General features: G+C 67.7%; 19 protein-coding genes. 9 read left to right on the plus strand and 10 right to left on the minus strand.

Features of this window, described 5'->3' with window-relative positions; translation table 11 throughout:
- Positions 1-33: 33 nt before the first annotated feature.
- The 4 genes from AC0IYU_RS09780 to AC0IYU_RS09795 are packed head-to-tail and all read right to left on the minus strand — an operon-like array spanning position 34 to position 4,291.
- Positions 34-1,149 (minus strand): enoyl-CoA hydratase/isomerase family protein, encoded by a 1,116-nt coding sequence (locus AC0IYU_RS09780; protein ID WP_472115800.1) that lies wholly within the window; start codon positions 1,147-1,149, stop codon positions 34-36.
- A 27-nt stretch (positions 1,150-1,176) separates the two neighbouring features.
- Complete coding sequence (locus tag AC0IYU_RS09785; protein WP_472115802.1) at positions 1,177-2,331, minus strand: acyl-CoA dehydrogenase family protein; 1,155 nt, start codon at positions 2,329-2,331, stop codon at positions 1,177-1,179.
- Positions 2,328-2,741 (minus strand): lysozyme inhibitor LprI family protein, encoded by a 414-nt coding sequence (locus AC0IYU_RS09790; protein WP_472115805.1) that lies wholly within the window; start codon positions 2,739-2,741, stop codon positions 2,328-2,330. Before AC0IYU_RS09790 ends, AC0IYU_RS09785 begins: the two co-directional genes overlap by 4 nt.
- Complete coding sequence (locus AC0IYU_RS09795) at positions 2,738-4,291, minus strand: CoA-acylating methylmalonate-semialdehyde dehydrogenase (protein WP_472115808.1); 1,554 nt, start codon at positions 4,289-4,291, stop codon at positions 2,738-2,740. The genes AC0IYU_RS09790 and AC0IYU_RS09795 overlap by 4 nt, the downstream gene beginning before the upstream one ends.
- A 169-nt stretch (positions 4,292-4,460) precedes the next feature.
- On the opposite strand from AC0IYU_RS09795, the gene AC0IYU_RS09800 reads away from it, so the two are divergent.
- On the plus strand, positions 4,461-5,354 hold the full coding sequence (locus AC0IYU_RS09800; RefSeq protein ID WP_472115811.1) for a LysR family transcriptional regulator: 894 nt from the start codon (positions 4,461-4,463) through the stop codon (positions 5,352-5,354).
- Between the two features lie 9 nt (positions 5,355-5,363).
- On the opposite strand, the gene AC0IYU_RS09805 is transcribed toward AC0IYU_RS09800, so the two are convergent.
- The 5 genes from AC0IYU_RS09805 to AC0IYU_RS09825 form a co-directional block, all read right to left on the minus strand.
- Positions 5,364-5,687 (minus strand): hypothetical protein, encoded by a 324-nt coding sequence (locus AC0IYU_RS09805; RefSeq protein WP_435439312.1) that lies wholly within the window; start codon positions 5,685-5,687, stop codon positions 5,364-5,366.
- 16 nt (positions 5,688-5,703) lie between these two features.
- On the minus strand, positions 5,704-6,780 hold the full coding sequence (locus tag AC0IYU_RS09810) for a DUF4241 domain-containing protein (RefSeq protein ID WP_472115814.1): 1,077 nt from the start codon (positions 6,778-6,780) through the stop codon (positions 5,704-5,706).
- 12 nt (positions 6,781-6,792) lie between these two features.
- Complete coding sequence (locus AC0IYU_RS09815) at positions 6,793-8,187, minus strand: CoA transferase (RefSeq protein ID WP_472116153.1); 1,395 nt, start codon at positions 8,185-8,187, stop codon at positions 6,793-6,795.
- 95 nt (positions 8,188-8,282) lie between these two features.
- Positions 8,283-8,921 (minus strand): 3-oxoacid CoA-transferase subunit B, encoded by a 639-nt coding sequence (locus AC0IYU_RS09820; RefSeq protein ID WP_435487732.1) that lies wholly within the window; start codon positions 8,919-8,921, stop codon positions 8,283-8,285.
- A gap of 1 nt (position 8,922) precedes the next feature.
- Positions 8,923-9,735 carry a CoA transferase subunit A gene (locus tag AC0IYU_RS09825; RefSeq protein ID WP_472115817.1) on the minus strand — a complete coding sequence of 271 codons (813 nt, stop codon included), beginning with the start codon at positions 9,733-9,735 and terminating at the stop codon, positions 8,923-8,925.
- Between the two features lie 93 nt (positions 9,736-9,828).
- Between AC0IYU_RS09825 and AC0IYU_RS09830 the strand changes: the two genes are divergently transcribed.
- The 5 genes from AC0IYU_RS09830 to AC0IYU_RS09850 all read left to right on the plus strand — a co-directional run bounded on the left by AC0IYU_RS09830 (position 9,829) and on the right by AC0IYU_RS09850 (position 14,616).
- Positions 9,829-10,395, plus strand: coding sequence for a LuxR C-terminal-related transcriptional regulator (locus AC0IYU_RS09830; RefSeq protein WP_435487734.1), 567 nt, complete (start codon positions 9,829-9,831; stop codon positions 10,393-10,395).
- Between the two features lie 164 nt (positions 10,396-10,559).
- Positions 10,560-10,706 carry a hypothetical protein gene (locus AC0IYU_RS09835; RefSeq protein ID WP_472115820.1) on the plus strand — a complete coding sequence of 49 codons (147 nt, stop codon included), beginning with the start codon at positions 10,560-10,562 and terminating at the stop codon, positions 10,704-10,706.
- Positions 10,707-11,054: 348 nt separating this feature from the next.
- Positions 11,055-11,897 (plus strand): class I SAM-dependent methyltransferase, encoded by an 843-nt coding sequence (locus AC0IYU_RS09840; protein WP_472115823.1) that lies wholly within the window; start codon positions 11,055-11,057, stop codon positions 11,895-11,897.
- Positions 11,898-12,118: 221 nt separating this feature from the next.
- Complete coding sequence (locus AC0IYU_RS09845) at positions 12,119-13,717, plus strand: OpgD/OpgG family glucan biosynthesis protein (RefSeq protein ID WP_472115826.1); 1,599 nt, start codon at positions 12,119-12,121, stop codon at positions 13,715-13,717.
- 146 nt (positions 13,718-13,863) lie between these two features.
- Positions 13,864-14,616 (plus strand): SDR family oxidoreductase, encoded by a 753-nt coding sequence (locus AC0IYU_RS09850; protein WP_472115829.1) that lies wholly within the window; start codon positions 13,864-13,866, stop codon positions 14,614-14,616.
- A 3-nt stretch (positions 14,617-14,619) separates the two neighbouring features.
- On the opposite strand, the gene AC0IYU_RS09855 is transcribed toward AC0IYU_RS09850, so the two are convergent.
- A complete protein-coding gene (locus AC0IYU_RS09855; RefSeq protein WP_435439336.1) occupies positions 14,620-15,030 on the minus strand; it encodes an FKBP-type peptidyl-prolyl cis-trans isomerase in 411 nt (136 codons plus the stop codon).
- A 158-nt stretch (positions 15,031-15,188) separates the two neighbouring features.
- Between AC0IYU_RS09855 and eat the strand changes: the two genes are divergently transcribed.
- Genes eat through eutC form a run of 3 tightly spaced genes read left to right on the plus strand, consistent with a single transcriptional unit; the run spans position 15,189 to position 18,828 of the window.
- Positions 15,189-16,631: an ethanolamine permease gene (eat, locus tag AC0IYU_RS09860; RefSeq protein ID WP_435495052.1), complete on the plus strand. Its 1,443-nt coding sequence runs from the start codon at positions 15,189-15,191 to the stop codon at positions 16,629-16,631.
- A gap of 17 nt (positions 16,632-16,648) precedes the next feature.
- Positions 16,649-18,043 (plus strand): ethanolamine ammonia-lyase subunit EutB, encoded by a 1,395-nt coding sequence (locus AC0IYU_RS09865; protein WP_472115832.1) that lies wholly within the window; start codon positions 16,649-16,651, stop codon positions 18,041-18,043.
- The gene (eutC, locus tag AC0IYU_RS09870; protein WP_472115835.1) at positions 18,040-18,828 is read left to right on the plus strand and encodes an ethanolamine ammonia-lyase subunit EutC; all 789 of its coding nucleotides are present in this window, start codon (positions 18,040-18,042) and stop codon (positions 18,826-18,828) included. Before AC0IYU_RS09865 ends, eutC begins: the two co-directional genes overlap by 4 nt.
- Positions 18,829-18,917: the final 89 nt, after the last annotated feature.

Here is an 18,917-nt window from a genome sequence, read left to right on the forward strand (position 1 = left end):
GTGTTTGTCTCCGTCGTCTTTATGAATGCAGTGTCAGACCAGCGATGCGAGCTCGGCCGGCATCTCGCCGCGCGGGCGCAGGTGGTCTTCGATGAAGGCGGGCGTGATCTCCTCGAGCGTGGCCGGACTCCAGCGCGGGTTGCGGTCCTTGTCGACCAGCACCGCGCGAATGCCTTCGGCAAAGTCCTTGTGCGCACAAAAGCCCAGCGACGCCCAGTACTCCAGGCGGAACACCTCGGCCAGCGACATGCGGTACACGCGCTGCCAGAGTTCGAAGCTCAGCGCGGCCGAGCTCGGCGCGCCCTTGGCGAAGGTCTTGGCCGCGGTCTGCAGCCAGGCGTCGTCGCTCTGCAGTTCGCGCAGACGCTTCGCGATGTCGAGCAGGTCGTCGCCGGCCATCAGCGCATTGATGGTGTCGTAGTGCTCGCGCACCTTCGACACCGGCATTTCCGCGCCCTCGCCCGCCTTGGCGAGGATGCGCGATAGCGTGGCGCGGTCGGCCTTGCCTTCCCCGGCCCAGGTGGTCGAGGCGATGGCGTTGATCACATCGCCCTTGCGCTCCTGCGGCACCAGCACGTCGGCCAGCCCGCAGAAGATGGTGTCGTGCGCGTTGATGTTCGCGGCCGTCAGCGCCAGGAACAACCCGGTGCGGCCCGGCGTGCGGCGCAGGAACCAGCTGCCGCCCACGTCGGGGTACAGGCCGATGTTGATCTCGGGCATGGCGATGCGGCTTTGCAGCGTCATCACGCGGTGCGACGCGCCGGCCAGCAGGCCCACGCCGCCGCCCATCACGATGCCGTGGCCCCAGCACAGGAAGGGCTTGGGGAAGGTGTGGATCAGGTGGTCGAGCTCGTACTCTTCGCGGAAGAAGTCTTCGGCGTAGGTGTTGCGCTCGGGGCCGCAGTCGAGCAGCGTCTGGTAGAGCTGGCGCAGGTCGCCGCCGGCGCAGAAGGCCTTCTCGCCCGCGGCCTGCAGCAGCACGCCGACGATGCCGGCGTCCTGCGCCCACTCGCGCAGCTTGGGCGTGAGCAGGCGCACCATCGCCACCGAGAGCGAGTTGAGCGAGGCCGGCGAATTGAGCGTGGCCACGCCGAAGCGCTGGCCGCCAGCGGTCTTGATTTCGTCGAAGAGAACTACGTTGTCGGTCATTGTTTTCAGGTCCTGGATGCGGCGCGTTCAGCGGATATCGCTGTCGCCTTCCAGCAATTTTCGCGCAACGATGACGCGCATGATTTCGTTGGTGCCTTCGAGAATCTGGTGCACGCGCGCGTCGCGCACCAGGCGCTCCAGAGGGAACTCGCTCAGGTAGCCGTAGCCGCCGTGCAGCTGCAATGCGTCGTTGCAGACGTTGAAGCCTGCATCCGTCGCGAACCGCTTGGCCATCGCGCAATAGGTGCTCGCGTCGGCATGGCCCGCGTCCAGCTTCGACGCGGCCAGCCGCACCATCTGCCGCGCCGCGACCAGCTCGGTCGCCATGTCGGCCAGCTTGAACTGCAGCGCCTGGAAGCTCGCGAGCGGCTTGCCGAACTGCTGGCGCTCATGCAGGTAGCGGCGCGCCGCGTCGAGCGCGCCCTGCGCCGCGCCCACCGAGCAGGTTGCGATGTTGATGCGCCCGCCGTCGAGCCCCTTCATGGCGATGCGAAAGCCCTCGCCCTCCTTGCCCAGCAGGTTCTGCGCAGGCACGCGCACGTTGTCGAAGTTGATGGTGCGCGTGGGCTGGCTGTTCCAGCCCATCTTGTGCTCCTTCTTGCCGTAGCTGATGCCCGGCGCATCCGCCGGCACCGCGAAGGCCGAGATGCCGCTCGCACCCGCGCCGCCCGTGCGCGCCATCAGCACCAGCACGTCGGTGGCGCCCGCGCCCGAGATGAAGGCCTTGCCGCCGTTGATGACGTACTCGGCGCCCTGCAGTTCGGCGCGCGTCTTCAGCGACCCAGCGTCCGACCCGGCACCCGGCTCGGTGAGGCAGTACGACGCCAGCTTGCGCCCGCTCGTCAGGTTTTCACCCCACTGCTGCGCCACCGCATCGGTCGCCCAGGTGCCCAGCATCCACGTCGCCATGTTGTGGATCGTGATGAAGGCCGTGGTCGACGGGTCGACCGCGGCCATCTCCTCGAACACCAGCGCGGCATCGAGCCGCGGCAGGCCGAGGCCGCCCACGCGCTCGGGCGCATAGAGCCCGCAGAAGCCCAGTTCGCCGGCCTTGGCGATGGCTTCCTTCGGGAAGATGGCTTCCGCATCCCACCGCGCCGCGTGCGGCGCAAACTCGGCCCTGGCAAAGTCGCGCGCGGTCTGCGCAAAGGCGTTCTGTTCTTCCGACAGTTCGAAGTTCATTGCTCGCGGCCCTTCCAGCGCTCCAGTTCTTCGGTCCGTTTCCGGGTCGATTTCTCCAGGCACGCGTTGAATACCAGCGGCCAGATGGAGCCGCCCTCGTTCGCTTTGGCAGCGCGCTTGCAAGCGGGGTCGCGGCCCTTGAGCCAGGCCCGTTGCTCGTTGCGCAGCGCGACGCGCATCTGCGGCGAGAGCGTGTTCATCACCTCGCCGTACCGGATGTTGAGCACGGCATCGGCCGCGCGAAAGTCGCGCACCGCGCAGTCGTTCATCTGCAACTGGTTGCCATTGGGGTTGCAGTCGACCGGGTCGGCCGCGGCGGCGGCCTGCGCCCCGCCGGCGAGCAACGCAACCGTCGCCACCGCGCCCCAGGCCGCACTGCGCAGCCCGTGCCTGCGAAACCCATGCCTCATTTGAGGCTGATGGTGGTGTTGACGCCGTGCGAGACGGTGCTGTCGTCGAACCAGCGTGCCGTCACGGTCTTGGTCTGCGTGTAGAACATGATGACCTGCTTGCCGTACGGGCCCAGGTCGCCGAGCTTCGAAGCGCGCGAGCCGGTGAACGAGAACATCGGCACCGGCACCGGGATCGGCACGTTGATGCCGACCTGGCCCACGTCGATGTCTTCCTGGAAGCGGCGCGCCGCGGCGCCCGACTGCGTGAAGATCGCCGTGCCGTTGCCGTTCGGGTTGCTGTTGATCAGCTCGATGGCTTCGTCGATGGTCTCGGCCTCGGCCACGCACAGCACCGGGCCGAACACTTCCTGCTCATAGATCGTCATGCCAGGCTTCACGCCGGTGAAGATCGTCGGGCCGACGAAGTTGCCCTTCTCGAAACCGGGCACGGTGGGCTTGCGGCCGTCGAGCACCAGCTTGGCGCCGTCGGCCTGGCCGCGTTCGATGAGGCTGTTGACGCGGTCGTAGGCGGCGCAGGACACCAGCGGGCCCACGTCCACGCCCTTCTCGGTGCCGGCGCCGATCTTCAGCGTCTTGGCCTTGGCGATGAGCTCAGGCACCCAGTTGCGCGCCTCGCCCACCAGCACCGCCACCGACACCGCCATGCAGCGTTGGCCGGCCGCGCCGAAGCTCGCGCCGGCGATGGCGTTGAGCGTCTGCTCCTTGTTGGCGTCGGGCATCACGATGGCGTGGTTCTTCGCGCCCATCATGCATTGCGCACGCTTGCCGGCCAGCGTGGCGCGGTTGTAGACATGCGTGCCGACCTTGGTCGAGCCGACGAAGCTGATCGCCTTGATGTCCTTGTGGTCGCAAATGCCGTTGACGATGGCTTCGCCGCCGTGCACCACGTTCAGCACGCCGGGCGGAATGCCGGCTTCGAGCGCCAGTTCGCACAGGCGCATGGTGACCATCGGGTCCTGCTCGGAGGGCTTGAGCACGAAGGTGTTGCCGGTGACGATGGCCATCGGGAACATCCACAGCGGGATCATGGCGGGGAAGTTGAACGGCGTGATGCCGGCGCACACGCCCAGCGGCTGCAGCAGCGTGTAGGTGTCCACACCGTTGGCCACGTTGTTGGCCAGCTCGCCGAGCTGCAGGTTGCCGATGTTCGAAGCGTGCTCGACCACTTCGAGGCCGCGGAACACGTCGCCTTCGGCGTCCGGCAGCGTCTTGCCCTGTTCGGCCGTGAGGATCGCGGCCAGCTCGCCCATGTTCTCGCGAATGAGCTGCTGCAGCTTCAGGAAGATGCGCGCGCGCGTGCCGATGGGGGTCTTGCGCCAGGTCTTGAAGGCTTCCTTGGCGGAGGCGACGGCGGCGTCCAGTTCGGCCGGGGTCGCGAACGGCACGCGGGCCAGCACCTGCTGCGTGGCCGGGTTGACGACGTCGCGCCATTCGGTGGTCTTGGACTCGACGAGCTTGCCGCCGATCAAGAGCTTGACGGTGGCGACCTGGGCGGTCGAGGCTCGGGGCTTGGCGGCGGTGGTGGTGGTGGTGGTGGTGGCGTCCATGTGTTTTGTCTCCTGTGATCCTGTAGGTCCTGCAAAAGCGACTACCGGTCTGGCCGGTTCAGCCGTGCATCCTAGCTTTGCAGATTTGCCATGACAATAGACAAATATGCGCGGGTGCTTTGCAAAAATGCAGAGTCCAGCCCCCAAGCAATCGGAGACACGCACGCACATGGACTGGGACAACCTGCGCTACTTTCTGGAGCTCGCCCGCTCGGGCACGCTGATGAGCGCAGCGCGGCGGCTCGAGGTCGACCACACCACCGTGGCGCGCCGCATCCAGGCGCTCGAGAAAGAGGTGGGCGCTCCGCTCTTCTCGCGCGAATCGGGCGGCCACCGGCTCACCGAGGCGGGCCGGCGGCTGCAGCCGCAGGTCGAGGCGATGGAAAGCGCTTTCCGGGCGGTGGAGAGCACGGCACCGGCCTCGCAGGAAGGGCTGTCGGGCCTGGTGCGCATCGGCGCGACGGAGGGCTTCGGCACCGTGGTGCTGGCGCCGCAGCTGGCGCTGTTCGCGGTGCAGCACCCCAAGCTCACCATCGACCTGCTGGCCATGCCGCGCCTGGTGCACCTGTCGCGGCGCGAAGCCGACATCGTGATTTCGCTCGAACGCCCGGCGCGCGGCCCGGTGGTCGTCAGCAAGCTGACCGACTACACCCTGCGGCTCTACGCCTCGAAGAAGTACCTTGCCGCGCACAAGCCGATCAGGACGCGCGAAGACCTGCGCGGCCACACCTTCATCAGCTACGTGGACGACCTGCTGTTCAGCAAGGAGCTTCAGTACCTCGACGAACTGCACCGCCCCGACAGCTTCGCCCTGCGCAGCACCAGCGTGCTCGCGCAGCACAGCGCGGTGGCGGCGGGTGCGGGCATTGCGGTGCTGCCGGCCTTCATTGCGGAGAAAGACAGCGCGCTCGAGCCGGTGCTGCCGGGACAGGCCAACTTCACGCGCACGTTCTGGATGTCGATGCCGGCGGAGACCAAGCACCTGGGGCGCATGCAGGCCATCTGGGAGTTCCTGCGCGAGACGGCGCAGGCGCAGCGAGCGCTGCTGTTGCCTGACGCCTGACACCCGCGGTCAGCGCCGCGGCGGGGCGATGTCCGGAAAATTCTGCGCCACGAAATCCACCACGAAGGCCTGCGGGTCCACGCGCTGGTTCTGCGTTTCCGCATGGTCGAGGTAGCGGCGCCAGAAATGGCGGATCTTGTCGGGCACGTCGTCGGCAAAGCCCATCTGCGCGCCGACCATCTCCTGCCAGGTACCGCTGGCCATGAAGGTCTGCGCGAGCCTGGGCTCCAGGGCTTCGAGCGTGGCCCGTTTCTCGTCGTCGAGCTGGTCGATCGCGTCCAGCACCAAGCAATCCACCAGCCGCAACAGCGGCCTTCCTTCGTATCTGCTCATCGTCCGCTCCTACGGCTCAGGAAAACATGCGCTTCCAGAGGCCGGGTCGCGGCGCCGGTTCGGCGGCTTCGGACTCGGCCTGCTCAAGCAATTCGATCAGTCCAGGCAAGCGCGGCTTCTTGAGCCGCCGCGCATACGCGAGGTAGCCCTCCTCCTCGTCCACGGTGTAGAGCTGCGGCGGCATCGGCAGGCCGGCCACACTGCCCAGCAGCACGCGCAGAGCGTCGAGCCGGTTCATGCGAATGGCGCTCATGAGAGCGGTCTCGCCGAGCGAGGGAACGATCTCGTTCGCGCCCGCAAGGCCCGCGGCCAGCAGCGGGCCGATGGCGGCGGCGTCGCCGGCGACGGCCGCCGCACCCAGTGCCTCGAGCGCGGTCAGTTTCCCGGGCGAGAGGCTGGCCTTGTACGCGTCGCCGCGCTTGTCGTTCTCGTCGCGCGCGTCGCCGCCGGTCATCGTCATGAAGTCGGTCACCAGCGCCACCGGCTCGCCCGCCGCATCGAGCGCCCAGAAGCTGGGGTAGCTGCCGTCGCCCCAACCCGAGCGGAAGATCACCGTGTTGCTCGCCGAGCCTGCGCCCAGCGGGTAGTGGTCGACGGTATCGGCGTCGCCCATCTCGCCGGCGAGCACGTCGTCGTAGTAGCTCACGTAGTCGGGATCGGCCGCTTCGCGCTGGTCGCGCTCGGCCATGGCGGCGGCGGCGTCGGTGTCCATGAAACAGCCGACGCCCGCATCCACCGGGTAGCCGTAGAACTCGCCCTCCCCCAAGGTTTCGAGCGTCTCCGGTGACTGTCCCTCGAGCAGCGCCATCTCCCAGCGCAGGTCGGCGGCGCGCACCCCGACGCGCTCACGCAGCCACAGCACCGCCAGTGCGTGATCGCCCCGGTCGTGCAGCACCTCGACGGGGAAGGCGCCGCGTTGCGGCAGTTCGCGCGCAAAGGGCGCTCGCTCGGGCTGCACCAGCGGATCGCACGCCACGATGCGCCCGCTCGTGAGGTTCAGCGGGCCGCAGGGCTTGCGCTGCAGATGGCGCGCGCGCAGCGCCTCGTCGTCGAGAAAAATGGCTTGCAGGTTGTCGATGTCGAAATAAGGCATGCGCCCAGTTTCTCACTCCCGCACATCGGCCGGCCACACGGCCGGATGGCTGCCTGGCGGCATCGAAGCGCGCGGCCATGCGGCGGGCGTGCGCGACAGCTGTGCGCCATGGCGCAGCGCGGCGAGCTTGCCAAAGCCGGAGTCCGAGGTTTCGACATAAGGCTGCAAGTCGGGCCTTGCGATCGACAGCCCGCCGGGCAGGCGCCCCAGGCTGCGCAACCACTGCCCGGTTTGCGCCAGCGACACCTGCACGTGCCAGCTGCCGCCCTCCTGCTGCTGGCGCCACAGCGCGGCGGCGGCGCCGAAGGCGATCAGGTAGCCGGTGGCCTCGTCGAGGATCTGCATGGGCAGCGGCCTGGGTTTGCCGTCGCCTGCGGCCTCTCCCTCGGCGTGGTTGAAACCCATGGCCGTCTGCACCAGCGAGTCGAAACCGCGCCGGCCGGCCCACGGCCCCTGCGTGCCGTAGGCCGAGAGCGACACGCACACGATGCCGGGCCGCAGCCGCGCCAGTTCCGCCGGCCCGAAGCCCAGCGACGCGACACCGCCGGGCCGGTAGCCCTGCACGAAGACATGCGCGTCGGCGGCAAGTTGCCGCAGCGCCCCACGGCCGTCGTCGGTGCGCAGGTCCACATGCGCCGACAGCTTGCCGCGGCTGGTATCGGCGATGGACTCGATGTTGGGCAGGTGCGGTGAATTGACGAGCATCACGTCGGCGCCATATGCCGCGAGCGCGCGGCCGCCCACCGGCCCCGCGAGGATGCGCGTGAGGTCGAGCACGCGCACGCCAGTCAGCGGCCGCTGGTCTTCGCGCAGCGGCGGCAGCAGGCGCGGCGGTGCGTCGCCGATGCGTTCGATGCTGAAGAGCGGTTGCGCCGCAACGGCCTGCCCCTGCGGCGTGGCGTCCCATTCGTCGAAGCGGCGCAGCGCGGTCGCGACCAGCCCTTGCGCGGCGGCAGCGTTCTCGAAATCCTGTGCGCGCCAGGTGGCCATCGCGGCTTCGGCGTCGGCACGCGTGCAGGTCGCGGGATCCAGCTTCATCAGCCGCAGCGCGCCCTCGCGGTGGTGCGCAAAGTTGGCATGGATGCGCACCCAGCCGTCGGCACAGCGGTACAGCCCCGAGAAGGTGTCCCACAGCTCGGGCACGCGGCCGTCCAGGCTGAACCAGCCGCAACAGTCGAGCGCTGCGTGCTGCATGTCGACGCCGACCTGCTGGCGCGCGGTGCCGCGCAGGTGGCCCAGTTCGCACGCCGCGAGCGCCGCCGCCGCGATGCTGCTCTGCGCGGCAGTGCCGACCGCGAAGGAAGACGGCAGCACCGGCTCGGCACCCGAGAGCCGCGCGAACGACAGGGCATCCGGCGGCAGGCCCGCCTGCCGCCAGATGCCGCCCAGAACTTCCATTGCGTCCATTGCCATCTCCTTCTCTCCTTCTCCGCCTCTCCAAAACGAAAAGGCAGGGCCCGCTCTCGCGGCCCTGCCCTTGGTGTGTCGTCGGGTTCGCAGCCTTACTGGATCAGCTTGGCGCCGGTCTTGGCCTGCAGCGCGTCGAAGGTGACGCCGGGCGCGAGCTCGACGACCTTCAGGCCCTCGGGCACCACGTCCATCACGGCCAGGTCGGTGATGATGCGGTCGACCACACCCACGCCGGTCAGCGGCAAGGTACAGGCTTCGAGGATCTTCAGGTCCTCGGTGCCGTCTTTCTTCTTCGCCACGTGTTCCATCAGCACGATCACGCGCTTCACGCCGGCCACCAGGTCCATGGCGCCGCCCATGCCCTTCACCATCTTGCCGGGGATCATCCAGTTGGCGAGGTCGCCCTTGGCGCTCACCTGCATGGCGCCCAGAATCGACAGGTTGATCTTGCCGCCGCGGATCATCGCGAAGCTGTCATGGCTGCCGAAGATGGCCGAGCCGGGCAGCGTGGTCACGGTCTGCTTGCCGGCGTTGATGAGGTCGGCGTCGACGTTGTCTTCGGTCGGGAACGGACCGATGCCGAGCATGCCGTTCTCGCTCTGCAGCCACACTTCCTTGGTGCCGGTGTGGTTGGCCACCAGCGTCGGAATGCCGATGCCCAGGTTGACGTAGAAGCCGTCTTCGAGTTCTTGCGCGGCGCGGGCCGCCATCTGGTCTTGGGTCCAGGGCATCTCAGACTCCTTCTTTCTTGTTGGCGGGCACTGTAGGCACGGGCACGTCGGAACTGGCGGCAGCCTGCGCGATCACGGCCTGGGCTTCGACCTTGGCGGCGGCGGCGTCCACCGGTGCGGCGGCGCTCACGGTGCGCTTCTCGATGCGCTTCTCGGGCGTGGCGTTGCGCACGATGCGGTGCACGTAGATGCCCGGCAGGTGAATGTCGTCGGGGGCCAGCTCGCCCACTTCGACGATCTTCTCGACCTCGACGATGCACACCTTGCCGGCCATGGCGGCGGCCGGGTTGAAGTTGCGCGCCGTCAGGCGAAAGCGCAGGTTGCCCGACTTGTCGGCCACGTCGGCCTTCACCAGCGCCACGTCGGGCACCAGCGAATGCTCCATCACGTAGGTCTCGCCGTTGAACTCGCGCAGCTCCTTGCCCTCGGCCACTTGCGTGCCCACGCCGGTCTTGGTGAAGAAGGCCGGAATGCCAGCGCCACCGGCGCGCAGCTTTTCGGCCAGCGTACCCTGGGGCGTGAATTCGAGCTCGAGTTCGCCGGCCAGGTACTGGCGCTCGAACTCCTTGTTCTCGCCCACGTAGGAGGCGACCATCTTCTTGATCTGGCGCGTTTCCAGCAGCTTGCCGAGGCCGAAACCGTCGACGCCCGCGTTGTTCGACACCACGGTGAGGTTCTGCACGCCGGTGTCCTTCAGCGCGTCGATCAGCGCCTCGGGAATGCCGCAAAGGCCGAAGCCGCCGACCGCGAGCATCTGCCCGTCGGCGACGACGCCCTTGAGTGCCGCTTCTGCGGAGGGATAGATCTTGTTCACTCGGGCTCCTTGATGGATGAATGGGAGTGGGTGGGAAAGCCTTGAACCATACTACGTACCCGAATACGTAGTATTTCGTAATGGTGACCCCTGATGCCTGAGATCGACTATCGGCTGGCTTTCGACCACGCGCCCGTGGGCATGGTGGTGTCGAGCAACCGCACCATCGTCGCCTGCAACCTGCGCGTGTGCGAAATATTCGGCGCAACGCCCCCGGCGCTGGTGGGGCATTCGTTCAGCATCCTCTACCCCAGCGTGGCCGAGTTCGAGCGCATCGGCAAGCGCATGGAGCCCTTCCTGAACGCCAGCGGCCACTACGCCGACAACCGCATGATGAAACGGCTGGGCGGGCTGCACGGCGCCATGGCCGGCGAGACCTTCTGGTGCCACGTCACCGGCCACGCCATGAACCGCGAGGCACCGCACGAGGCCGGCATCTGGACCTTCGAAGACCTGGGCTCGCGCCGCGCCGTGAAGGCCGAGCTCACGCCGCGCGAACGCGAGGTGGCCGCCCAGGTGATGCGCGGGCTCACGTCCAAGGAAATCGGCAAGGCGCTGGGCATCAGCCACCGCACGGTGGAGCTGCACCGGGCGCGGCTGATGCGCAAGTACGCGGCAGCGACCACGGCGGAGCTGGTGCAGAAGCTGATCGCGGGCTGAGCGCGCGGGCGCGCAGCGCGGGCGCGCAGCGCGCCCGCGCAGCGCGGGGATCGTTGCAAAAACGGAAACGCCGTGTCCGTGAAAGGCGTGCGTCGGAGCCGCTGTGGAAGCCTATCTTGGAGGCATGCGGGCAAGCCGTCCGCACATCGTCCAAGGAGTCCGAAATGTCCACATCCCTTCATTCCGAAAAGAGCCTGCTGCTGCAGACACAAACGACTGTCGCGCGTGCGCATGCGCTGGCCGTCCAGAAGCTGCCCGTGGCGCTGACGCTCTCGGCCATCATCCTGTCCATCGTCAACGTCAGGCTGTAGCCGCATCAAGGGGCCGAGGACGGGGCGAGCCAGCCGCCCGTTGACGAGGCGCTCAAAGCCTGCGACCACGACGCGGCCAAGGCCACGCGCCGGCTCGGTGTTCACCGCAACACCGTCTACCGCCACCTCGCGCGGGAGCGCGGCACACCGTCCGCGCACTGGAAGACGCCGGCCAACCGCCGGGCCAGCAGGTCCATCGCAGCGGGCACTGCAACGCTTCAATTGCTCATCAGGCTATAGCGAGGCATTCGTGGATGCGCGCTGCGCCACTGCGGGCACAACCAAAGACTGACTTGCCCCGCCTTGCCGCAGCAGCCAGACTCGACGCATGGCTTTGCTGCAGCATTCATGACCCTTCCCAAACCCGTGCGGGGCCTGTCGGCCGTTCCCTCCACCTTGCGGATTCCCCTGGCCGCGCGCGCGTCGGGCGACCGCATGTTTCCCCAGGTGGCCGTGCGCGACGCCTACTCCGCCGGCATCCTCGAACGGATCCGCGACGATGGTCAGGCGCTGCCGGAAGAGCGCATGACCATCTACAGCATCCTCTCGCGCACGCGGCGCCTGCGCGGCCTGGCGCAGGAGTTCCTCAAGCGCCACCCCGCCGCGCGGGTGGTGAACATGGGTTGCGGGCTGAGCCACTACTTCCAGTGGCTGGACGACGGCAGGTGCCGCATGACCGACGCCGACCTGCCCGAGGTGCTCGAACTGCGCCGCGAGCTCATCCCCGAGACGAACGGGCGCCACGACCTTCGCGAACTCGACCTGACCGCGCCCGACTGGTGGGAGCAGCTGGGCCTGCCGGAGAACCGCAATGGCCCGCCCGTGTTCCTCTTCACCGAGGGCGTGCTGATGTACCTGGAACCCGCGCAGGTGCGGGCCGTGCTCGCCACCTTCGGCGAGCGGGCGCCCGCGGGCTCGGTGCTGGCCTTCGATGCCATGTGCTGGCTCGGGGTAGGCCGCGCGCAGCAGCACCCCTCGGTGCGCACCACCGGCGCGGAGTTTCGCTGGGGCGTGCGCCGCCCGGCCGAGCTGACGCAGCCACACCCGCGGCTGCAGCTGACAGCCACCTACCGCCTGCTCGAAGGCATGGGGCTGTCGTACACGCTGTTCGCGCCAATGGTCATGATGCTTCTCGGCGTCTCGCTGTATGCGGTCTACGCGCTGAGGGCATCCGACGGCGGCGATACATAAACGCACAATTCTCCGGATTGGCGGCTTTGTCCGGCCCGGGGTGCGCGGAATGGCTGACGCGCACGGCTTGCGCGGGCCTTCAGACTGTCTGCTCTTCCCGGTCACGGAAAGTCCTTAGCGCCACTTGCTGCATTAGGATCGTTCCGAAGCTCGCCTCCCAGGCTGGGCCATGCCGTTTCCCTTTTCCCAGACTCGCAAGATTCGCAACCCTCAAGAACCACATGCTTGATCGCCGATCCTTCCTTGCCGCCGGTGGCGCAGCCGCCGCACTCGCCGCACTCGGACTGCCCCAGGAGGCGCTGGCCGCAAACGGGCTGCAACTGAGCCAGCCCACGCCCTTTTCCTTCGACGCACTGGTCGCGCAGGCCAAGTCGCTCGCGGCCAAGCCCTATGTGGCGGCCGTGCCCCTCGCGCCCGACGTGCTGGAGCGCATCGACTACGACGCCCACGGCAAGATCAAGTTCGACCCGGCCAACGCGCTCTTCCGCGACGGGCCGGGCGCGTTCCCGGTCACCTTCTTCCACCTCGGCCGCTTCTTCCAGACCCCCGTGCGCATGCACGTGCTGGAAAACGCCGACGGCGACGCCTTCTCGCGCGAGGTGCTCTACAACGCCTCGTACTTCTCGATGCCGCCCGACAGCCCGGCGCGCGCACTGCCGCCCGGCGCGGGCTTCGCGGGCTTTCGCCTGCAGGAAAGCCGCCTGGGCGACCAGAGCAAGCTCGACTGGCAGAAGAACGACTGGGTCGCGTTCCTCGGCGCCTCGTACTTCCGCGCCATCGGCGAGCTCTACCAGTACGGCCTGTCTGCGCGCGGCGTGGCGCTCGACGTCGCGGTGCCCGACAAGGCGGAAGAATTCCCGACCTTCACGCGCTTCTACTTCGAGACCCCGGCGGCGAACAACACCACCTCGATGACGGTCTACGCGCTGCTCGAAGGCCCGAGCGTCACCGGCGTCTTCAAGTTCATCATGCAGCGCAACAAGTCCGTGATCATGGACATCGACGCGCGCATGTTCCTGCGCCGCGACGTGTCCCGCCTGGGCCTGGTGCCGCTCACGTCGATGTACTGGTACTCCGAAACCATCAAGCCCACCGCCATCGATTGGCGCCCCGAGGTGCACGACTCCGACGGCCTGGCGATCTGGAACGGCGCGGGCGAGCGCATCTGGCGCCCGCTCAACAACCCGACGCAGACACGCGCGTCCGCATTCGCAGACACCAAGCCGCGCGGCTTCGGCCTGTTGCAGCGCGACCGCGCCTTCGACCACTACCAGGACGGCGTGAACTACGAGAAGCGCCCGAGCCTGTGGATCGAACCGCTGGGCGACTGGGGCGAGGGCTCGGTGCAGCTCATCGAGATTCCGACCGACGACGAAATTCACGACAACGTGGTCGCCTTCTGGGTGCCCAAGGCAGACGCCAAGGCCGGCGCCAGCTACAGCCTGCAGTACCGCCTGCACTGGACCGACCAGGAGCCCTTTCCGTCGCCGCTCGCGCGCTGCGTGGCCACCCGCATCGGCCGTGGCGGCCAGCCGGGCCAGCCGAGGCCGCAGGGCGTGCGCAAGTTCATGGTGGAGTTCATCGGCCAGCCGCTGACCACGGTGCCCTTCGGCGTGAAGCCCGAGGTGGTGCTGACGGCGGCGCGCGGCAAGTTCTCGTACATCTTTGCCGAGGCCGTGCCCAACGGGGTGCCAGGGCACTGGCGCGCGCAGTTCGACTTCACGCCCGAAGGCAACGAGCCGATCGACATGCGGCTGTATCTGAAGAATGGGGATCAGACGTTGACGGAGACCTGGTTGTATCAGTACCAGCCGGGGTGATGCGGCCAGAGGTTCAACGCTGAGCCGCATTGTTGGCAATTGGTGAATAGACAAATGCCGCCCGGCGTCTTGGTGCGAACGGGTACTGCACCCAAACTTCCTTGCATCGGCAACGCCGCTCCGCGGCAACCTTCAAGGAAGAAATCATGACCCTCAAGCTCAACGACAAGATCGCCCTCGTCACCGGCGGCACCAGTGGCATCGGCCTGGCCACGGCGCAACGCTTCGTGGCCGAAGGCGCCCACGTGTTCATCACCGGCCGCCGCAAGGCCGAACTCGATGCGGCCGTGAAGGCCATCGGGCGCAATGTGACAGGCGTGCTGGGCGACGTGTCGAAGCTCGACGACCTCGACCGCCTCTACGCCACCATCCAGAAAGACAAGGGGCGGCTCGACGTGCTGTTTGCCAACGCGGGCGGCGGCAGCCTGCTGCCGCTGGGGCAGATCACCGAAGAGCACTTCGACAAGACCTTCGACACCAATGTGCGCGGCCTGCTCTTCACGGTGCAGAAGGCGCTGCCGCTGATGGCCAAGGGTTCGTCGATCGTGCTCAACGCATCGATCACCAGCGTCAAGGGCACGGCGGCCTTCAGCGTCTACAGCGCGACCAAGGCCGCCGTGCGCAGCTTCGCGCGCAGCTGGACAGTGGACCTGAAGGACGCAGGCATTCGCGTCAATGCGGTCAGCCCGGGCGTGGTGCCCACCGCAGGCTATGACCTGCTCGGCCTCACGCCGGAACAGATCAAGGGCTTCATCGACGTACAGGCGCAGAACATTCCGCTGGGCCGGGTCGGCACGACCGACGAGATCGCCAAGGCCGTGGTGTTCCTGGCCTCGGACGACAGCAGCTTCGTCAACGGCATCGAGCTGTTCGTCGACGGCGGCATGGCGCAGATCTGAAGATCAGCGCTTGGCGACCGACACGAGTTCCACTTCGAAGTTCAGCGTCGCGTTCGGCGGAATCACGCCGCCCGCGCCGCGCGCACCGTAGGCGATGGACGGCGGGCAGGTCAGCTTGGCCTTGCCGCCGGGCTTCATCTTCTGCACGCCTTCGGTCCAGCACGGGATCACGCCGTTGAGCGGGAACTCGGTGGGTTCGCCGCGCTTGTAGGAGCTGTCGAATTCCTTGCCGGTGTCGGGGAAGGTGCCGCGGTAGTGCACCTTGACCACGTCGGTGGCCAGCGGCGAGGCGCCGGTGCCTTCCTTGAGCGACTGGTAGATCAGGCCGCTGGGCGTGGTCACCGGGGCGGACTGCGCGAAGGCAGCGGGAACAGCAAGAACGGACACGAGCGCGGCACAGAAAAAAGACTTCACGAAACACCTCGAAGGTTGAGAGACCCCGATTATGGCCAGCGCCCGCACCACCCCTGTAAGGGGATATTCGGTGCCCGCGCCCCTGCATGGCCCCTGGTGGAACAGCCCTTGCTTTGCTGAATGTGCACTGTCACTATTCACGAAGAGAGGAAAGCCCCATGCATTCCACCGAAGCCACGCCGGGCCCATCGACCCGACCGACCGGAGCCGCCGCACACACCGGCACGGGCCATCTGAAAAAGGTGCTCGGTCCGTTCCAGCTCTGGGGCATCGCCGTGGGCCTTGTCATCTCCGGTGAGTACTTTGGTTGGAGCTACGGCTGGAACACCGCCGGCACGCTCGGCTTCCTGGTCGCCACGCTGCTGGTGGCCACGATGTACACCACCTTCATCTTCAGCTTCACCGAACTGTCGACCGCCATACCGCACGCAGGCGGGCCCTTCGCCTATGCGCGGCGCGCCTTCGGGCCCACCGGCGGCTTCGTGGCGGGCTTTGCCACGCTCATCGAGTTCGTGTTCGCGCCACCGGCCATCGCGCTGGCCATTGGCGCCTACCTCAACGTGCAGTTCCCGGGCATCAACCCGAAGTGGTTCGCGCTCGGTGCCTATGTGATCTTCATCGGCCTGAACTGGGTGGGCGTGGGCATCGCGGCCGCCTTCGAACTCTTCGTGACCGTGCTGGCCATCTTCGAGCTGCTGGTGTTCATGGGCGTCGTCGCGCCGGGCTGGACCATGGCCAACTTCGTGGCCAACGGCTGGGCCGGCGGCAGCGTGCTCAACGGCGCGGCCATCTCGGGCATCTTCGCGTCCATACCGTTCGCGATCTGGTTCTTCCTGGCCATCGAGGGCGCGGCCATGGCGGCCGAAGAGGCGCGCGACCCGCACCGCACCATTCCCATCGCTTATACGACTGGCATCGTCACGCTGGTGGTGCTGGCCTTCGGCGTGATGATCTTCGCGGGCGGCGTGGGCGACTGGCGCAAGCTCGCCAACATCAACGACCCGCTGCCGCAGGCCATGAAGGTGGTGGTGGGCGACAACAGCGGCTGGCTGCACATGCTGGTGTGGATCGGCCTGTTCGGGCTGATTGCGTCGTTCCACGGAATCATCATGGGCTACTCGCGCCAGATCTTCGCGCTGGCGCGCGCGGGCTACCTGCCGCGCTACTTTGCCGGCCTGAGCCCGCGCTTCGACACGCCGCACCGCGCGCTGCTGGCAGGCGGCGTGATCGGCGTCGTTGCCATCTTCAGCGACGAGTGGGTGCAGTTCGGCGGGCAGACGCTCACCGCCAACATCGTGACCATGGCCGTGCTCGGCGCCATCGTCATGTACCTGGTCTCCATGGCCGCGCTGTTCAAGCTGCGCCGCACCGAGCCGAACCTGCTGCGCACCTACCGCGCCCCCTTCTACCCCGTGTTCCCGGCCATCGCGCTCGGCCTGGGCGTGGTCTGCCTGGGCGCGATGGTGTGGTTCAACTTCATGCTGACCGTGCTGTTCCTGGTGCTGATGGCCGCGGCCTACGGCTACTTCCTGCTGACCTCGGCGCAGCGCAAGGCGGCGGCGCCCGACGAGATGCTTTCTTCATCGGCCACCAACGCCTGAACGGCGAGCGAAAGACGATGCGCTATCGCACCACCATCGCCGGCCAGGTCTTCAGCTTCGACGACCTGAAGCAGGTCATGGCGGTGGCCAGCCCCGCACGCTCCGGCGACTACCTCGCGGGCGTGGGCGCGGCCACCGCGCAGCAGCGCATGGCCGCGCGCCATGTGCTGGCCGACACGCCGCTCAAGCAGTTCCTGACGGAAGCGCTGATTCCCTACGAGAGCGACAACATCACGCGGCTCATCATCGACAGCCACGATGCGCAGGCCTTCGCGCCGGTGTCGCACCTCACGGTCGGCGACTTTCGCAACTGGCTGCTGTCCGAAGCTGCCACCACCGCCACGCTCGCCGCACTGGCACCCGGCCTCACGCCCGAGATGGTGGCGGCCGTGTCCAAGCTCATGCGCAACCAGGACCTGGTGTCGGTCGCGAAGAAGTGCACGGTCATCACGCGCTTTCGCGACACCATCGGCCTGCCCGGCCACCTGGCCGTGCGACTGCAGCCCAACCACCCGACGGACGACCTGCGCGGCGTGGCCGCCTCCACGCTCGACGGCCTGCTCTACGGCGCGGGGGACGCGGTGATCGGCCTGAACCCCGCCTCGGACAGCATGCCCGTGCTGGGCCAGCTGCTGCGCATGCTCGACGAGGTGATCCAGCGTTTCGAGATCCCCACGCAGAGCTGCGTGCTCACGCACGTGACCAACACGCTCAAGCTCGCGGAAGCCGGTGCGCCGGTGGACCTGGTGTTCCAGTCCATCGCCGGCACCGAGAAGGCCAACCTCTCCTTCGGCGTGACGCCCGAGCTGCTCGACGAGGCCTATGCGGCGGCGCTGTCCTTGAAGCGCGGCACCATCGGCGACAACGTCATGTATTTCGAAACCGGCCAGGGCAGCGCGCTGTCGGCCAACGCCAACTTCGGCGTCGACCAGCAGACCTGCGAGGTGCGCGCCTATGCACTGGCGCGGCGCTACAAGCCTTTTCTCATCAACACGGTGGTCGGCTTCATCGGGCCGGAGTACCTGTACGACGGCAAGCAGATCATTCGCGCCGGCCTGGAAGACCACTTCAGCGGCAAGCTGCTGGGCCTGCCCATCGGCTGCGACATCTGCTACACCAACCATGCCGAGGCCGACCAGGACGACATGGACACCCTGCTGGTGCTGCTGGGCACGGCGGGCATCAACTTCATCATGGGCATTCCGGGTGCGGACGACGTGATGCTCAACTACCAGAGCACCTCGTTCCATGACTCCCTGTTCATGCGCGAAACGCTGGGCCTGAAGCGCGCGCCCGAGTTCGAGGCCTGGCTGCAGCGCATGCAGATCACCAACGGTGCGGGCCAGCTCGCGCCGCCTTCGTCCAACCGGCTGCTGGCCGACATGAGCGGGCTGGCCGCGCTGGCGTCATGAGCAGCGAGTCGGTCACCCCCAACCCCTGGGCGCAATGGCGCTCGGCCACGCCCGCGCGGCTGGCGCTGGGCCGCGCCGGCGCGGGCATGCCGACCGACGAGACGCTGCGCTTCGGCTGGGCGCATGCGATGGCGCGCGACGCGATCCATGCGGCGCTGGACGTCGATGCGCTCCACGCCGCACTGACCGCCCAGCACTGGCAGGTGGCACGCGCGCGCAGCCAGGCGGCGGACCGCACCGAATACCTGCGCCGCCCCGACCTCGGCCGCCAGCTCGATGACGGCGACGCCACGCGACTGCTCGGCGACCGGCGCTACGGCTGCGACGTCTGCGTGGTCGTCGGCGACGGCTTGTCCTCCCTGGCGGTGGCGCGCCACGCCGTGCCGCTGCTGGCCGCCCTGCGTGCGCAACTGCCGGCGCACACCAGCTTTGCGCCCGTGGTCATCGCCACGCAGGCCCGCGTGGCACTGGCCGACGAAGTGGGTGAGCTGTTCGGCGCGGCACTCTCCGTGATGCTGATCGGCGAGCGCCCGGGCCTGAGCTCGCCCGACAGCCTGGGCATCTACCTGACCCATTCACCGAAGCGCGGCCGGCATGACGCCGAACGCAACTGCATCTCCAACGTGCGCCCCGAAGGGCTGTGCTACGAGGCGGCCGCGTTCAAGCTGGCCTGGCTGATGCGCGAGTCGCTGCGACGGGGGCTGACCGGCGTCGGGCTCAAGGACGAGAGCGATCTCGCGGTGCTGCAGCAGCGTGACACGGGGGCGCCGGGCTTGGCTGGATAGAGGCCTTTCAACATCGATAAATATCCAATAAAATGACTCTTAAGCCGGTTAATAGTCATTTTATTGATGTCAAAAAGCAGCCACAGCCT

It is taken from the genome of Variovorax sp. AC103, assembly GCF_979254005.1.

Excerpts from the sequence above, each read along its gene's own strand:
- AC0IYU_RS09780 (WP_472115800.1), bottom strand. The coding sequence starts at position 1,149 with ATGACCGACAACGTAGTTCTCTTCGACGAAATCAAGACCGCTGGCGGC.
- AC0IYU_RS09785 (WP_472115802.1), bottom strand. The coding sequence starts at position 2,331 with ATGAACTTCGAACTGTCGGAAGAACAGAACGCCTTTGCGCAGACCGCG.
- AC0IYU_RS09790 (WP_472115805.1), bottom strand. The coding sequence starts at position 2,741 with ATGAGGCATGGGTTTCGCAGGCACGGGCTGCGCAGTGCGGCCTGGGGC.
- AC0IYU_RS09795 (WP_472115808.1), bottom strand. The coding sequence starts at position 4,291 with ATGGACGCCACCACCACCACCACCACCACCGCCGCCAAGCCCCGAGCC.
- AC0IYU_RS09800 (WP_472115811.1), top strand. The coding sequence starts at position 4,461 with ATGGACTGGGACAACCTGCGCTACTTTCTGGAGCTCGCCCGCTCGGGC.
- AC0IYU_RS09805 (WP_435439312.1), bottom strand. The coding sequence starts at position 5,687 with ATGAGCAGATACGAAGGAAGGCCGCTGTTGCGGCTGGTGGATTGCTTG.
- AC0IYU_RS09810 (WP_472115814.1), bottom strand. The coding sequence starts at position 6,780 with ATGCCTTATTTCGACATCGACAACCTGCAAGCCATTTTTCTCGACGAC.
- AC0IYU_RS09815 (WP_472116153.1), bottom strand. The coding sequence starts at position 8,187 with ATGGACGCAATGGAAGTTCTGGGCGGCATCTGGCGGCAGGCGGGCCTG.
- AC0IYU_RS09820 (WP_435487732.1), bottom strand. The coding sequence starts at position 8,921 with ATGCCCTGGACCCAAGACCAGATGGCGGCCCGCGCCGCGCAAGAACTC.
- AC0IYU_RS09830 (WP_435487734.1), top strand. The coding sequence starts at position 9,829 with ATGCCTGAGATCGACTATCGGCTGGCTTTCGACCACGCGCCCGTGGGC.
- AC0IYU_RS09835 (WP_472115820.1), top strand. The coding sequence starts at position 10,560 with ATGTCCACATCCCTTCATTCCGAAAAGAGCCTGCTGCTGCAGACACAA.
- AC0IYU_RS09840 (WP_472115823.1), top strand. The coding sequence starts at position 11,055 with ATGACCCTTCCCAAACCCGTGCGGGGCCTGTCGGCCGTTCCCTCCACC.
- AC0IYU_RS09845 (WP_472115826.1), top strand. The coding sequence starts at position 12,119 with ATGCTTGATCGCCGATCCTTCCTTGCCGCCGGTGGCGCAGCCGCCGCA.
- AC0IYU_RS09850 (WP_472115829.1), top strand. The coding sequence starts at position 13,864 with ATGACCCTCAAGCTCAACGACAAGATCGCCCTCGTCACCGGCGGCACC.
- eat (WP_435495052.1), top strand. The coding sequence starts at position 15,189 with ATGCATTCCACCGAAGCCACGCCGGGCCCATCGACCCGACCGACCGGA.
- AC0IYU_RS09865 (WP_472115832.1), top strand. The coding sequence starts at position 16,649 with ATGCGCTATCGCACCACCATCGCCGGCCAGGTCTTCAGCTTCGACGAC.
- eutC (WP_472115835.1), top strand. The coding sequence starts at position 18,040 with ATGAGCAGCGAGTCGGTCACCCCCAACCCCTGGGCGCAATGGCGCTCG.